This window comes from Pseudomonas sp. NBRC 111133, assembly GCF_001320605.1.
Taxonomy (GTDB): Bacteria; Pseudomonadota; Gammaproteobacteria; order Pseudomonadales; family Pseudomonadaceae; genus Aquipseudomonas; species Aquipseudomonas monteilii.
Genome location: NZ_BCBJ01000083.1, coordinates 52825 through 68484, shown reverse-complemented (window position 1 = coordinate 68484; position 15660 = coordinate 52825). Strand labels below are relative to the sequence as shown.

Annotated in this window: 12 protein-coding genes and 1 pseudogene; 4 read left to right on the top strand and 9 right to left on the bottom strand. The window is 62.7% G+C overall.

Going from position 1 to position 15660, the window contains the following annotated elements; genetic code table 11:
* Positions 1 to 49: 49 nt before the first annotated feature.
* Positions 50 to 667, bottom strand: a complete 618-nt coding sequence (locus APH36_RS19655) for a dTMP kinase (protein ID WP_060499925.1) — start codon at positions 665 to 667, stop codon at positions 50 to 52.
* Positions 668 to 928: 261 nt separating this feature from the next.
* Here APH36_RS19655 and APH36_RS19650 point away from each other — a divergent pair, with 261 nt between their 5' ends.
* Positions 929 to 3469, top strand: coding sequence for an HWE histidine kinase domain-containing protein (locus APH36_RS19650; protein WP_060499924.1), 2541 nt, complete (start codon positions 929 to 931; stop codon positions 3467 to 3469).
* An 87-nt stretch (positions 3470 to 3556) separates the two neighbouring features.
* Here APH36_RS19650 and APH36_RS19645 read toward each other — a convergent pair whose 3' ends face one another.
* Positions 3557 to 5200 (bottom strand): acetolactate synthase large subunit, encoded by a 1644-nt coding sequence (locus APH36_RS19645; RefSeq protein ID WP_060499923.1) that lies wholly within the window; start codon positions 5198 to 5200, stop codon positions 3557 to 3559.
* 170 nt (positions 5201 to 5370) lie between these two features.
* On the opposite strand from APH36_RS19645, the gene APH36_RS19640 reads away from it, so the two are divergent.
* Positions 5371 to 6252, top strand: coding sequence for a LysR family transcriptional regulator (locus tag APH36_RS19640; protein WP_016714070.1), 882 nt, complete (start codon positions 5371 to 5373; stop codon positions 6250 to 6252).
* A gap of 15 nt (positions 6253 to 6267) precedes the next feature.
* Here the strand turns inward: APH36_RS19640 and APH36_RS33065 are convergent.
* Positions 6268 to 6384: pseudogene (locus tag APH36_RS33065) on the bottom strand (alpha/beta hydrolase); the annotation flags it as partial.
* Between the two features lie 254 nt (positions 6385 to 6638).
* On the opposite strand from APH36_RS33065, the gene APH36_RS19635 reads away from it, so the two are divergent.
* Both APH36_RS19635 and APH36_RS19630 read left to right on the top strand, forming a co-directional pair.
* Positions 6639 to 7823 (top strand): MFS transporter, encoded by a 1185-nt coding sequence (locus tag APH36_RS19635; RefSeq protein ID WP_060499922.1) that lies wholly within the window; start codon positions 6639 to 6641, stop codon positions 7821 to 7823.
* Between the two features lie 203 nt (positions 7824 to 8026).
* Positions 8027 to 8992 carry an endonuclease gene (locus APH36_RS19630; protein WP_060499921.1) on the top strand — a complete coding sequence of 322 codons (966 nt, stop codon included), beginning with the start codon at positions 8027 to 8029 and terminating at the stop codon, positions 8990 to 8992.
* 49 nt (positions 8993 to 9041) lie between these two features.
* Here the strand turns inward: APH36_RS19630 and APH36_RS19625 are convergent, their stop codons facing one another.
* From APH36_RS19625 to APH36_RS19600, 6 genes are all read right to left on the bottom strand, one after another.
* Entirely contained in the window at positions 9042 to 10016 is a 975-nt protein-coding gene (locus APH36_RS19625; RefSeq protein ID WP_060499920.1) for a D-glycerate dehydrogenase, read from the bottom strand.
* 10 nt (positions 10017 to 10026) lie between these two features.
* Entirely contained in the window at positions 10027 to 11319 is a 1293-nt protein-coding gene (locus APH36_RS19620; RefSeq protein WP_060499919.1) for an MFS transporter, read from the bottom strand.
* A gap of 58 nt (positions 11320 to 11377) precedes the next feature.
* Positions 11378 to 12328: a sugar kinase gene (locus tag APH36_RS19615; protein ID WP_060499918.1), complete on the bottom strand. Its 951-nt coding sequence runs from the start codon at positions 12326 to 12328 to the stop codon at positions 11378 to 11380.
* The gene (locus APH36_RS19610; protein WP_060499917.1) at positions 12321 to 13094 is read right to left on the bottom strand and encodes a sugar phosphate isomerase/epimerase; all 774 of its coding nucleotides are present in this window, start codon (positions 13092 to 13094) and stop codon (positions 12321 to 12323) included. The genes APH36_RS19615 and APH36_RS19610 overlap by 8 nt, the downstream gene beginning before the upstream one ends.
* A gap of 66 nt (positions 13095 to 13160) precedes the next feature.
* A complete protein-coding gene (gene ptxS, locus APH36_RS19605; RefSeq protein ID WP_060499916.1) occupies positions 13161 to 14180 on the bottom strand; it encodes a transcriptional regulator PtxS in 1020 nt (339 codons plus the stop codon).
* 220 nt (positions 14181 to 14400) lie between these two features.
* Positions 14401 to 15648, bottom strand: a complete 1248-nt coding sequence (locus APH36_RS19600) for a cytochrome c (protein ID WP_060499915.1) — start codon at positions 15646 to 15648, stop codon at positions 14401 to 14403.
* Positions 15649 to 15660: the final 12 nt, after the last annotated feature.

The following is a 15660-nucleotide window of genomic DNA, read 5'->3' as shown; positions in this document are numbered from 1 at the left end:
TCCAGGCCGGCCTTTGCGCCGGCAAGCCAGCTTGCGGTCGCACGAGCGCTCAACGCGTTAGCAGTACGCGGTCAATCTCGCCAACCACCTGCCGCGTTGCGTCTTCCATGGCCCCTTCATTACGGCACAACACCCAGCCGTGCTTTACCAGCGCCCGCTCGAAAGCCTCGGTGCAGGCCACCTGTTCATCCAGGTTGTGTATCACCGTACTGCCCAGGCCACGCGTGCGTGCCGCAGCCCTTGCCCACGAGGTTTCAGGGGCAGTGACAACCCCGACATGCAAATCTGGCACTTGCACGCTGAGGTCGAGGTTCAATCGCAAGATCTGGTCAAACGGCACCGTGCGGCGAAACGCGGCGTCAGAGGGGTACCAGCGATCAATCAGAACGATGCTGTCTGCTGGCTGCTTGGGCAGTACGTGCCGAGAAATCCAGGCGCGGCTTTCAGCGAAGCGCTCGCACACCTTGAATTCCAGATCCCGGCACGGGGTTCTGGCAAGCTTGTTGACCAGCGCCATGGTTTCGCCCCGGTAGGGATCGCTCTTTTTTTCGCAAAGGCGAATCACCTTTTTCCCGTCCACCCTCAGGGCTTGGGTGACGGCCTCCAGCAGCGTGGTCTTGCCGGTGCCTTTAGGCCCATCGATGGAAACAAACAGCGGGCGGGTCATCGTTCAATACCAGTTGGCTCAGGTGCGGATGAGACCATTGATCGCCGCTTGCCTTCAAGGCCTATCGACAAGAGCACATCTGTACTCCACAGGTAAAAGGCGGCACATGCCGCCTTCTCGTCCTTTCCTGGCGACTGCCTACGTAGGCATCAACCCTGGGCTTTCCAGCCCATTCGCTTCGCTATGCCAAAGGCCGGCTGCCTGCTAGGCTGACGTTGGCGGCCCTGCTGGCAGCCTCTTCATCCCCCACAGGCACGGCCAATGACATTCAACCCCCAAGTAAACCTGACCAACTGCGACCGCGAGCCTATTCAGATACCCGGCAGTATCCAGCCCCATGGCTGCCTGCTGGCCTGTGATGCCTCAGCCACCGTCGTTTTGCGTCATTCGGCCAATGCTTCACAAATGCTGGGCGTAGCAAGCGACATCAACGGCCAGAAGCTGCATGCGGTGCTCGGGGATGAGGTGGCGCACACCCTGCGCAACGCGCTGGCCCGCACCCGGGAGGCCTCGCGACCGGCGCTCAGCTTCGGTGTGAAGCTGCCCAGCGGCGAGGCTGTCGACATTGCCGCCCACTTGTTCAAAGGCACGGCTATCCTCGAGTTCGAACCCGCTGGTGCGAGCATTGCCGAGCCGATCGAACTGGCCCGCACGCTGATCGCCCAACTGCGCGAAATCGACCAGACCAGCAAGCTGTTCCGCGATGCTGCCCGCTATGTCCGGGCCGTGCTCGGTTACGACCGGGTGATGATCTACCAATTGGGTACCGACGGCGCCGGCAAAGTGGTTGCAGAGGCCAGGCGCAGCGACCTTGAAAGCTTCATGGGCCAATACTTCCCGGCCTCCGACATCCCCCAGCAGGCCCGCGCACTTTACCTGCGCAACCCCATCCGGGTGATCTCGGATGCCCAGTTCAAGACGGTCGCCATCGACCCCGTGCTCGACCCCTCGGGCGAGCCGCTAGACCTTTCCTATGCGCACTTGCGCAGCGTCTCGCCGATCCATTGCGAATACCTGTGCAACATGGGCGTGGGGGCCTCCATGTCGATTTCGGTCATCGTCAATGGGGAGCTATGGGGGATGATCGCCTGCCACCACTACGCACCGCGCACACTGGCCATGGGGCAACGTGTGGCGGCGGAAATGTTCGGCGAATTCTTCTCGCTGCATATCGAGACCCTGCGCAGCCGGCAAAAGCTTGAAGCCGCCGTGCACGTTCACAAAGCGCTGGACAGTATGCTGCTTGACGCCAACCAGGCTGCAGACATCGATGGGTTCTTCCGTGCGCGCCTGCCCCAGCTTATGTCGCTGATCCCCTGCGACGGCATCGGCATGTCGCTGCAAGGCCGCTGGTCATCCGGCGGGCTGACGCCGCCCAACTCGGCGGTGCCCGACCTGCTGCGCCTGGCAGATATCGTCAGCTCTGGCCGCACCTGGGCGTCCAACCGCCTGTCGATGGTACTGCCTGCGGCCCACGCGTACTTTACCGATGTGTCGGGTGTGCTGATCATACCGATGTCGCAGCAGCCGAGGGATTACCTGATCTTCTTCCGCAAGGAAGTGGTCGAGACACTCGACTGGGCCGGGGACCCGAACAAGACCTATGACAGCGGCGCACTGGGCGACCGCCTGACACCACGCAAGAGCTTCGCGATCTGGAAAGAAACCGTTCACCAGCAGTCACTACCCTGGACCGAGCAGGACCGCCAGTTTGGCGACGCCATCCGTACCGCGATTGTCGAGGTGGTGCTGCATAACAGCGAGTTGCTGGCCAGCGAGCGTTCGAAGGCAGAAGTGCGCCAGCGCATCCTCAATGAAGAGCTCAACCACAGGGTCAAGAACATCCTGTCGTTGATTGGCGCGCTGGTTGCCCACCCGACCTCGGAGAGCCAGACACTGCAGGACTACGTGGCGACATTGAAGGGGCGCATCCATGCGCTCTCCCTCGCTCACGACCAGGTGGTACGCGGTGACGGTGGCGGGCGACTGGCCAAGCTGCTGGAGGCAGAGCTTTCACCCTACCGCACCGCCGCCGGAGTGATTGAACTGCAAGGCCCGAACGTTATCCTGGATGCCCGCGCCTATTCGGTCATGGCCTTGGTGCTGCACGAACTGGCAACCAATGCTGCCAAATACGGCGCGCTGTCGTGGGCGAGCGGCAAGCTTGCCGTGAGCTGGGCCATCGACGCCAGCAACGGCTGCAGCATTACCTGGCGTGAAAGCGGCGGACCAACGGTGCGCCCGCCCAGCCGCAATGGCTTTGGCTCGGTGCTGATAGAACGCAGTATTCCGTTTGATCTGGGTGGCACCAGCGCAGTGGAATATCACCCCGAAGGCGTGCAAGGGTTGTTCAGAATTCCTGCAAAACACCTGTCCGTGGCCGAAGCGGCCGAGCCTGCGAGCACGGCCGCGCCGGTTACCCGTGCAGCCGATGCCTTTGCCGCCCGGACGGGCTTGTGCGTGCTGATCCTTGAGGACCAGTTGGTGATCGCGGTTGGCCTTGAGCAGATTCTCAACGATGCACAGATCAAGGACGTGATGACCGCCAGCTCCGAGGATGAGGCCATGCGTTTGATTAGCAGCCGCACACCGGACGCCGCGATACTGGATGTGAACCTGGGAACAGGGACGTCGATTTCCGTCGCCGATGAACTGCAGCGCCGGCAAATTCCGTTTCTGTTCGCTACCGGCTATGGTGACGGCATCAGCATTCCCGAGCATCTGAAGGATGTGCCCGTAACCCGCAAGCCCTATGACGCGAACAGCATCCTGACCAGTCTGCAGGCCCTGGTTGATCGCTGAGAGAAGGGTTTACTGAACGGAAGGCGGGAGCGCAAGCCGCTCCAGGGTGCGGCGCCAGCCTTGAGGTGGCGCCGTACCTGTCAAGCATTACACCGCCAGCGCGCGCTCACGCAGCTCGCTGTTGAGGATGCGGTCGTTCTCGCTGTAATCGACCGGGCAGTCGATCACATGCACGCCCGGGGTCTTGATGCAGTGCTCCAGCAGCGGCAGCAGGCCTTCGGCGCTTTCCACGCGGTGGCCATTGGCACCGTAGGCTTCGGCGTACTTGACGAAGTCCGGGTTGCCATAGTCCAGGCCGAAATCGGTGAAGCCCATGTTGGCCTGCTTCCAGCGGATCATGCCGTAGCCGTCGTCACGCAGGATCACCACGGTGATGTGCATGCCCAGACGCACGGCGGTTTCCAGTTCCTGGCTGTTCATCATGAAGCCGCCGTCGCCGCATACCGAAATCACCGGGCGGTCCGGGTGCACCAGGTGTGCTGCCATGGCCGATGGCAGGCCGGCACCCATGGTCGCCAGGGCGTTGTCCAGCAGCACGGTGTTTGGCTTGTGCGCCTTGTAGTTGCGGGCGAACCAGATCTTGTAGATGCCGTTGTCCAGGGCAACGATGCCTTCGGACGGCAGCACGCGACGGATGTCGGCAACCAGGCGCTGCGGGTAGACCGGGAAGCGGTCGTCGTCGGCGCCTTCGGCGATTTGCGCTTCGTTGGCTTCACGGATGGCCATCAGGCGAGTGAAGTCCCAGTGCGAGGTGTCGTTCAGCGCTTCGCTGATCTGCCACACGGCGTTGGCGATATCGCCGATCACTTCGACCTGCGGGAAGTACACGGCATCGACTTCGGCGGAACGGAAGTTGATGTGGATGACTTCGGTGCCACCACGCACCATGAAGAATGGCGGCTTCTCGATCACATCGTGGCCGATGTTGATGATCAGGTCGGCGGCTTCAACCGCACGATGCACAAAATCGCCGGACGACAGCGCGGCGTTGCCCAGGAAGCGTGGGTGGCGCTCGTCGACCACACCTTTACCCATCTGGGTGGTGATGAACGGGATGCCGGTCTTGTCGATCAGTTGCTTGAGAACCTTGGCGGTCATCTTGCGGTTGGCGCCAGCACCGATCACCAGGATCGGGTTACGGGCGTTGAGCAGCTTCTCGACGGCGGCTTCGATGGCCACATGCTCGGCCAGCGGGCGGCGGTGCAGGCTGCGCGGGATCGGCAGTGCATCGGTCTGCTCGGCGGCGATGTCTTCCGGCAGCTCCAGGTGTACCGCACCCGGCTTTTCTTCTTCGGCCAGGCGGAAGGCTTCGCGCATGCGTGACGGGATGTTGTCAGCCGAGGCGAACTGGTGGGTGTACTTGGTGATGGGGTCCATCATGCCGCACACGTCGATGATCTGGAAGCGGCCCTGCTTGGACTTCTTGATCGGCTTCTGGCCGGTGATCATCATCATCGGCATGCCGCCCAGGTAGGCGTAGGCACTGGCAGTAACCAGGTTGGTGGCGCCAGGGCCGAGGGTCGACAGGCTGACGCCGGTCTTGCCGGTCAGACGGCCATAGGTGGCGGCCATAAAGCCTGCAGACTGCTCGTGACGGGTCAGTACCAGCTTGATCTTCGACTTGCGCAGGGATTCGAGCAGGTCGAGGTTTTCCTCACCAGGAATGCCGAACACATACTCGACACCTTCGTTTTCCAGGCATTGCACAACGACATCGGCGGCCTTGGCCATTTGGGGTACTACCTCAAAATCTTTGTGGGATTGCAGCGTTATTCCACTGCGTGACTGAGATGTTGCAGGATGTCTCAGTGGCGCGCATCGTAGGCCCTCTGGTTAATAATAATAAATATATTGTTATGATGCTTAGCATCACAGCTTGTTATGAATGGTAGAACGCCTCAATGAACCTCAAGGCATTGCGCTGCTGCGTCGAGATCGTGCGCCAGGGCAGCTTCACCAAAGCCGCGCAGCACCTGCACATCGCCCAGCCGGCACTGAGCATGGCCGTAACCCGGCTGGAAGAAGAACTGGGCGTGACCCTGTTCAACCGCACCACGCGCAAAGTGATCCTCACCGCCGAAGGCGAACAGTTTCTGCCGCGCATTGCATCGGCCCTGCGTGAGATGGATGTCGCCCGGCAAGAACTGCGCGACATGGCCGACCTGAAACGCGGCGAAGTGCGTCTGGGTATTCCTCCGATGTTCGGCCTGCACTATGTGCCCGGCTTGATGAATGCCTTTCGCAAGCTGTACCCCGGCATTGCCATGACCGTGTTCGAAGGCAGTGCCGAGGACATTGGCCACCGCCTGGAACAGCGTGAGATCGACCTGGCACTGCTGGAATCCAGGCGCGTGCCGCCCGACAAGGAGTCGATCCTGCTGGGCAGTGACGAGATGCTGGCGTGCATGCACCCCGACCACGCCTATGCCGGCAAAGCCTTCCTCACGGCGGAAGACCTGCGCAATACCGACATGGTGGTGTTCGACCGAACGTTCGTGCAACGTCACCTGCTGGACGCGTTCTTCGCCGAACATGGCATTACTTACCAGGTGGCGCTGCAGAGCAACTTTGTCTCGCTGGTGGTGCAGGCCGCGCTGGACAACATGGGCGTGGCGACCCTGCTGCGCTCGGTACAGCAGCGCACACCCGGCATCGTCGGGGTGCCGTTCCGGCCAGCGCAGCTGATGAGCTTCCGCCTGTGCTGGCGGTCGGGGGAATACCTATCGCTGGCCAGCAAGCGGTTCATCGATTTTGCCGCGCAGACACATTACCTGGAACGTTGAGGCCAGCCTGTTGCGGGGCTGTGGATGACTGACCAACCCCCCCTTGGGTGGTCCGGCCGGATGGTCGATCAGCAGTTCGATCTGGCCGACCGGCCCATCGATCAGTAACGAGTTACGTGGTGTATCCGACATCGTTCTTGTCCATGCAAGCCAAATGAAAGGCGGGCCGGATGTCGGCGCACGCAAGCGTCAGTCTAAAAGAGCAGGCACAAGTATTGGTGTACGTTTGTACTCCTGCCGTCCACTCCGGTAAAAAATGGCTGTACGCAGAACCTGCCTGAACCCAACAGACGCGCGAGGAAGCCGGCCGGCTTTCTCGACGTTACGGCCGTAGATTGACTATGATCCCGCCTTGAACGTTTCAGCATGTTTCAGTAAGGATCCCGATGTCAGTCCAGGCCCCCCCCCCTCTCCCCAGCACAACCACCGTCGCCAAGATGGAAGCCGCCATGGCGTTGGGCAGCTTCGCCATCGGCACCGGCGAGTTCGCCATCATGGGCCTGATGCCCGACATCGCCAACAACCTGCAATTGAGCGAGCCGCAGGTGGGCCACGCCATCAGCGCCTATGCACTGGGGGTGATGGTTGGCGCACCGACACTGGCGATTCTGGGTGCCAGACTGCTGCGCAAGCACATGTTGTTGCTGTTGATGCTGCTGTATGCGCTGGGCAACCTGGCAACGGCCTTTGCCCCCTCGTTCAGCGGCCTGGTCGCCTTCCGCTTCATCAGCGGCCTGCCCCACGGCGCCTACTTCGGCATTGCCGCAGTGGTGGCCTCGAGCATGGTGGCGAAGGACCATCGAGCGGGTGCCGTTGCCCGGGTGATGATGGGCCTGACCTTGGCCATGTTGCTGGGCAACCCGGTGGCCACCTTCCTGGGCCAGTACTTCGGCTGGCGTTCGGCATTCGTGCTGGTCGGCGCGATTGCCCTGTGCACCATCGCCCTGGTGTGGCGCTTCGTGCCCCAGCGCCACGACGAAGTCCGCAGCGACCCGTGCAAGGAGCTGCAAGCCTTCGCCCTCCCACAGGTATGGATGGCGCTGGCCATCGCTTCGATCGGCTTTGCCGGCATGTTCTGTGTATTCAGCTACCTGGCACCGACCATGCTGCAAGTAACCCAGGTGTCACCACAGTGGATTCCGTTCGGCCTGGCGGCGTTCGGCGTGGGCGGTATTGTCGGCAACATCGCGGGCGGCAATCTGTTTGATCGCCTGCAGTTCCGCGCGGTGGGGCTGGTGCTGGTGTGGTCGATTGCCGTACTGCTGTTCTTCACCTTCGCCGCCCAGGCGCTGTGGAGCCTGCTGTTGGGAATCGGCCTGGTGGGTACCATGATCGCCCTGGCAGCGCCGCTGCAGATCCGCCTGATGGACATTGCCCATGAAGCACCCAGCCTGGCAGCGGCATCGAACCATGCGGCGTTCAACCTGGCCAATGCATTGGGGCCGTGGCTGGGTGGCATGGCGATTACCGCAGGCATGGGCTGGACAAGTACCGGCTTCATTGGCGCGGCGACGGCACTGGTCGGGTTGGGGATTTATCTGGTGGCACGACGGATGAAAGGCGGCCATTGAAATACCCGCGCCCACCGGGTGCGCGAAACGCTGACTGGCGGGGTGATACGCCGGCACTGCGCTCGTTGCTGGCCACAGAGTTGCAGATGCTGGAGCGTTATGGCCAGCGACGACCCAGGCCGACCCCTGGTGTGGCTCCGCGAGCTGGCCAGCCCCGGGGAAACCATTACAATGCGCGCCCCATCCTGAAATATGTTTTTCTCATGAAATCACTGCTTTACGCCGTAACCTTACTGTTTTCCTTTACCCTACCCGCCTTGGCCAACCCGCCGGCAACCTTCACCGAAGCCAAGGTGGTGGCCAAGGAGAAGGTGTACCTGGACCAGGCCAGCAGCGCCATGGGCGACCTGTACTGCGGTTGCAAGTGGACCTGGGTGGGCAAGTCCGGCGGGCGCATCGATGCAGCCTCGTGTGGTTACCAGACCCGCAAGCAGCAGAACCGCGCCGAGCGTACCGAGTGGGAACACATCGTGCCCGCCTACACCTTCGGCAACCAGCGTCAGTGCTGGAAAAACGGCGGCCGCGAGCACTGCGTGGACAACGACCCGGTGTTTCGTGCCATGGAAGCCGACCTGTTCAACCTGTACCCGGCAGTGGGCGAGGTGAATGGTGACCGCAGCAACTTCAACTACGGCATGGTTGCCGGCAATGCCGGCGAATACGGCCAGTGCACCACCAAGGTCGATTTCGTCCAGCGCGCTGCAGAGCCGCGTGATGAAGTGAAAGGTCTGGTGGCGCGTACCACGTTCTACATGTTCGACCGCTACCAACTAAGCATGTCGCGCCAGCAGCAACAGCTGTTGATGGCGTGGGACAAGCAGCACCCGGTGTCGGCCTGGGAAAAAGAACGCGACCGCCGGATTGCCGCGATCATGGGCCATGCCAACCCGTTCGTGAGTGGAGAACGCAAATGGACTGCCGACTACAAGCCGGCGGGCAGTGGTGTGGTGCAAGCGGTGCCGGCTAAAGCGACCAAGGCACAGGCCAAACCGAGCCTGGCCAGCGCCGAGTCAGTCGGGGCTGTGCTTGGCAACCGCAACAGCCATGTGTATCACCTGTCTGTTGGCTGCCCGGGCTACAACCAGGTAGCCGCGAAGAACCAGGTGACCTTCGCCACCGAGGGTGAGGCGCAGGCTGCGGGCTATCGCAAAGCCGGTAATTGCCGATAAGCGCCCGCTCAGCTGCACAGCAACGGGGCCGTATGGCGGCCCCTTGCTCTCACGACCTGCACACCTCATTCACCAGGTTCGCCGGCCGTTCGCCGGCCAGCGCGCTGAGCAGGTTGTCTACCGCGCAACGCGCCATGGCCTGGCGTGTCTCCTGGGTTGCCGAGCCGATGTGGGGAGTCGCTACCACGTTATCCAGCTGCAGCAGCGGCGAATCTGTGGACAGCGGCTCCTGCACGAATACATCCAGCCCCGCACCCCGTATGCGCTTGGCCCGCAGCGCATCGACCAGCGCAGGCTCATCCACCACACGCCCTCGCGAGATGTTCACCAGGATCGCCTCAGGCTTCATCAGCGCCAGCTCCCGGGCGCCAATCAGGCCTTCGGTGCTGGCACTCAGCGGCACGGTCAGGCACACGAAGTCCGCCTGCTGCAACAACTCATCCAGGCTGCACTGGCGCGCGGCATAGCGCGCCTCCACCTCGGGCTTGGGCCGCTGGCTTTGGTAAAGCACGCGCATCCCGAAGCCGGCAGCCGCTCGCCGGGCCAAGGCCTCGCCGATGCGGCCCATGCCGATGATGCCCAGTGTCTTGCCATGCACGTCACAGCCAAAATGCGCCGGCCCCAGGTTGGCTTGCCAGTGGCCTTCACGTACCCAGTTCGCCAATTCCACCACCCGCCTGGCAGTGGCCAGGATTAAGGCAAACCCCGTATCGGCAGTGGTCTCGGTCAGCACGTCGGGCGTGTTGGTCAGCATCACGCCGCGCCGGCTGAGCTCGGCAATGTCATAGTTGTCCACGCCGACCGATACGCTGGACACCACTTCCAGCTGCGGCGCCAGGTCGAGCAGGCTGGCATCCAGGCGCAGGCTGGCACCCAGCAAGCCATGCGCGCCCGGCAACGCGTCGCGCAGGCGGGCCAGGCCGTCGGGCCGGGCGGTATCCACCCAGGTGACCTCGACGCGATCTTGCAGGCGGGTCATCAAGTCGTCAGACAGGCGTTTATACAGGACGATTCGCTTCTTCATTGCAGGTTACCTAAGGGTTCATGGCCAGCCGCGTGCTGTTGCGCTTGGCCCGGCCGGATGTCTGTGACGTATTGAGTGCGGCGGTAAGCGCCACGGCGGTCAGCAACGCGCCGCACATGAACAGGTAAGAAGCGCCCGGCCCGCCGGTGGCGCCATTGAGGTAGCCCACCAGCCACGAGCCGCCGAACGAACCCAGCGCCCCCATGCTGTTGATCAGCGCCATGGCCCCGCCTGCGACGTTCGCCGGCAGGATCTCGGGCACGATTGCGAAGAACGGGCCATAGGGTGCATACATGCAGGCGCCGGCCAGCACCAGCAACGCGTACGACAGCCAGAAATGCTCACTGCCCAAGGCGTACGAGCCATAGAACGCCACCGCGGCCACCAACAGCGGCGGCCAGACAAAGCGCTTTCGCTTTTGCAGGCGGTCCGACGCCCAGGACACGCCCACCATCGCCAGTACCGCCGCCAGGTACGGCACCGAGGCCAGCCAGCCGGCCTGCACGATATCGACATTGGCCGCCTGCTTGAGGATCGACGGCAGCCACAGCACAAAGCCATAGACGCCGATGCTCCAGCAGAAGTACTGCAGCGCCAGGATGATTACCTGCGGCGAACGGAACGCTTCGCGGTAGTTCTTCACAGGCTTGATGCCCTGCTGCTCGGCAGCCAGTACCTGCTGCAGGGCGTCTTTTTCCTGCTCGCTCAGCCAGTTCACCTGGGCCGGGCGGTCGTCGACCAAGCGCCACCAGAAGAACGCCCAGATCACGGCTGGCAGGCCTTCGATGATGAACATCCAGCGCCAGTCGTAATGCTTGATGAGGTAACCCGACACCACCGACATCCACAGAATGGTCACCGGGTTGCCCAGCATCAGGAAGGTATTGGCACGCGAACGCTCGGCACGGGTGAACCAATGGCACAGGTACACCAGCATCGCCGGCATGACGGCGGCCTCCACCACCCCGAGCAGGAAGCGGATGCCAATCAGCATGTAGACGTTGCTGACCATGCCCGTGAGTGTGGCAAGGCCACCCCAGAGGATCAGGCAGACGAAAATCAGCTTCTTCACACTGCGCTTTTCGGCGTAGATGGCGCCAGGTACCTGGAAGAAGAAGTAACCGAGGAAGAACAGTGCGCCCAGCAGCGAAGACAGCACCGGGGTGATGTGCAGGTCTTCGGCCATGCCGGACGCGGCAGCGAAACCGTAATTGGCGCGGTCCAGATACGCCAGGCTGTAAGTGACGAACACAATCGGGATGATGTACCACCAGCGGCGAGGTGCCAGGCTTTGGCTTTGCATGGTTTGTTTCTCCTGAGCTTGTTGTTTTTGTTGCAACAGGTGATTCGGGGTTAAGAGGTCACGCGCTTCTGCGCAGGTCGAAGGCCTCCAGCTCGTGGCGCAGCGGCAGCCCTTCCATGTCGCCTCGTGACTGCACGGCACGGCTGCCGCACCAGTTGCCGCGCGCCACCGCCTCGGCCACTGCGCGGCCCTCCAGCAGCGCGCTGAGCACGCCGACGGCAAAGGCATCACCGGCGCCGACGGTGTCCACGACACGGCTGACGGGCACGGCTGCTACCTGGCCTTCCCCTTTGGCACTGCGCAAGTAGGCACCGGCGTCGCCCAGCTTGACCACCACCAACTCAACCCCTTGGTCGAGGTAGAACGCGGCGATATCTGCCGGGGTGTGCCGGCCGGTCAGCAACCGGCCCTCTTCCAGGCCCGGTAAAACCCAGTCGGCCTTGACCGCCAGGGCATTGATTTCGCGCACCATGGTGTTTTGATCAGGCCATAACGAGGGGCGCAGGTTGGGGTCGAACGAGATGCTGCGACCGGCTGCATGCATGGCGTCAACCAACGCGTGGGACAGAGCCCGGCAGCTGTCCGACAGCGCCAGCGGAATGCCAGTGGCGTGCAGGTGACGCGCTTGCAACAGTTCTGCACGTAGCCGTTCGGGTGACAACTTGCTGGCCGCCGAACCACGGCGGAAGTACTCCACAGCCGGGTCGCTGCCGTCATCGCAGCGGGCCTTGAGCTGAAAGCCCGTAGGGCAGTGGCTATCCACTTCCACGCCGGAGCAGTCCAGGCCTTCGCGTTGCAGGCTGTCGAGCACGAAACGGCCCAGTGAATCGTCACCGACCCGGCTCAACCAGCGCACATTGAACCCCAGCCGCGCCAGGCCGATCGCCACATTGCTGTCTGCGCCGGCAATGCGCTTGCCAAACTGGCCGACACTGGCCAGGTCGCCGGTTTGCTCGGCAACGAACATGGCCATGGTTTCACCAAAACACAGCACGTCATGCTCATGCATGGGCCACCTCCGCACCCAGCGCAGACAGGCTACGCACCTGGGCACGGGTCAGCGCCAGCAGGTCGTCGCCAACCAGGGGGTATTCGACAGCGCGCACCACGCCGGGGGCGAACTCGGCCATCAGCGTTGCCCATACTTGCAGGTCAGCTGCTTGCGGCGGTATGGCAACCCGTCGGCCATCGGCCCGGCGCTCCACAGCCTTGCAATGCACATAGCGCACCCAGCGGCCCAGTTGACGCGCGGCTTGCCTTGCAGACTCGTCTTGCCATTGCCAGTTGCCAATATCGAAGGTCATGCCCAGGCGCAGCCCAAGCGGGTCGGCATGCCGGAAGAACTGCAGCAGGGGTTCGATCCTGCCACCGTGTTCCGTCTGGTCGTTTTCCACCAGCAACAGCGGCCCTTCTGCGGGCAGTAGCGCTGCCAGGGCGGCGACATCGCAACGTGCGTTGAAGTGCCCCAGGGACACCTTGAGCGCTACCGCGCCAAACGCACGGGCGAGCGCCAGCTTCTGCGCCACAAGCGGGTCGGGTACGCCTTGCGCGGTCCACAACTCCAGGGGTGTCGAGTACAGGCATTCCAGGCGCAATGCGGCAATGACAGCACCCAGCGCTGTCGCGTCCGGCGCACTGGCAAACAGTTCTTCGCGCAACTCCACACGGCTAACGCCAGCGGCTGCCAGCAGGTCAAGGAACTGCTCCTGACCACGTTGCCGCACGAAGTCGGCGCCGTAGCTGGAGAGGCTGATGGAAACGGGGTTCGTGTGCATTGTTCTTGTCCTTATGAAACCGGTTTCATTTTTAGTCGACAGCAGCAGGCGCCAGCCTGCCGTTGCTTATTGGGGTTGGGTTGAACCTCGGATGATCAGCTCGGCCTTGAAGTCGATGCGCCGGGCCGCCCCGCTGTCGCCACGCAGGCGGCCAAGCAGGCTTTCGAAAGCCGCCACACCGATACGCTCGGTGGGTTGCGCCAGTGCAGTGATGCCATTACCGACCAAGGGGTACCAGTCAAGGTCGTCGAGGGCGATCAGCCCGACGTCGGCAAACAGGTTGCGCCCGGCCTCGTGCAAGGCCCGGGTCACTGCCAGGGTTGCAACGCCGTTGAAGGTGAAGATGGCTTGCGGGCCATGGCCGCGGCTGGCCAGGAATGACGCCAGTTGCCCCTCCAGCCCGGCATCGATTTCCAGCACCTGCTGGCGCATGCCGGCACGACGGCTGACCGACGTGCTGAATGCCTGCACCCGCTCCAGGCGTGAGCTGGTGCCATCGAGGGGTTCGCTGACCGCCAAAATATCGCGGTAGCCCTGTGCCTGCAGGTGGTCGAGGGCCTGCTCGACCGCATCGGCATTGTCCAGGCCAACCAGGTCGACATTCAGCTCGGGCAATTGGCGATCGACCAGCACCATGGGGATGTCACGCTGCAGGTTGAGCAGTTCGCCGGGGTGATGGCCAAGGGTGTTCACGATCAGCCCTTCGACGTTGTAGCTCTGCAGGGCCACCAGGTGGTGACGCTCCTGCTCGTCGTCGCGGTTGGTGTTACACACCACCAGGCTGTAACCGTGCTGACGGCAGGCGGTTTCCACGCCATGCATCACGGCCACTGAATAGGGGTTGAGAATATCGGCTACCAGCATGCCGATCAGTCGCGTCTGGCCGCGCTTGAGGCCTCGGGCCATCTGGTTGGGGCGATAGCCAAGCCGCTCGATGACTTCTTCCAGGCGCTTGGCCGTGGCGTCGGCCAGCAACTGACGGTCACCACCGATGTAACGGGAAACGGTGGCTTTTGAAACGCCAGCGACACGCGCTACTTCGCTGATGGTGACCCGTTCGCGGGCATGGGCAGGCGCGTCGGTCATAGGCAGTCCTTATGATTGTTGTGATTGCGATGAAACCGGTTTCAATACAGCAAAACTGCGGCAGTTCGTCAACCTTCCGTTGGTCGGCAATGTTGAAACAAACATAATATTCGAGGTTAGATAAGTAAATTAACTGATTGATGCAAATGCAATTTCAACCAAAAAACTGTGGGAACGGGTTCACCCGCTCCCACAGTGGATCTGGGTGCAGCTAGAGGAGTCAGCGAAGCGACTTCACATCACCGGCCGTGACGGCGCTTCCCTGGTTGCCCCAGCTGCTCCTGATGAAATTCACCACCTCGGCAACCTCCTGGTCGCTCAGGCGCCAGCCAAACGCCGGCATGGTGAAATTCGAAGGCGCCGTGTGCGTCGCCGGTACCGTGCCCCCTGCCAACACCACATGGATCAGCGACGTGGCATCCGCCGTCTGCACCACCGGGTTGCCGGCCAAAGCCGGGAACACGCGGGTGTAACCCTGGCCATCGGTACGGTGGCAGGCTGCGCAATTGTCGATGTACACCGCCGCCCCTGGCTTGCTGTCATCGCCCTTCCACAGCGCATCTGCCACCTGCTTGTCATAGACGTGCGGCCGGTCTTCAGGGTTGCTCGGCGGCAGGGTCTTCAGGTAACGGGCGATCGCGGTCAGGTCGGCATCGCTCAGGTACTGCATGCTGTGCTCGACCACGTCGCTCATGCCACCGAACACGGCGCTGCGATCACTGCGCCCAGTCTTGAGAAACTGCACCAGCTGCGCTTCGCTCCAGCTGCCCAGGCCGTCCTTGTGGTCGCCACGCAGGTTCTTGGCAATCCAGCCTTCCAGCGGAGCGCTGCCGGCCAGAAACTGCTCGCCATCTGCCGGGCTCAGCGCCTTTTCCTGCATGGTCAGCGCCCGCGGTGTATGGCAGGCACCACAGTGGCCAAGGCCCTCGACCAGGTACGCACCACGGTTCACCACCGGGTCGGCAGCAGCCATTGCCTGCCACGGCTTGGCCTCGGGCGCGAAAAGGCCGCGCCAGGCAGCCAGCGGCCAGCGCATACTCAGCGGCCAGGGGATGTCGCTGGCCTTGTTCGCCTGTTCGACGGGCACCACGCCCTTCATGAAGTAGGCGTACAGCGCCTGCATGTCTTGCTCGCTGACGCGCGCATAAGACGGGTATGGCATGGCTGGGTATAGGGTGCTGCCGTCCTTGCGGATGCCCTTGCGCACGGCCTGGTCGAAGTCTTCGAAGCTGTACTGGCCAATGCCGCTGGCCGCCGGGGTGATGTTGGTGGAGTACACCGTGCCGATCGGCGTTTCCATCGGCAGCCCGCCGGCGAAGGGCTGGCCGCCCTTGGCGGTATGGCAGGCCACACAGTCACCGGCACGGGCCAGGTACTCGCCCTGGCGCACCTGGGCATCATCATTCGCGGTGGCTTGCACAGCCGTCGTGGCCCCGAGCAGCAGGGTTGCGATCAACATTGTCTTCATGCTCATCGCTCC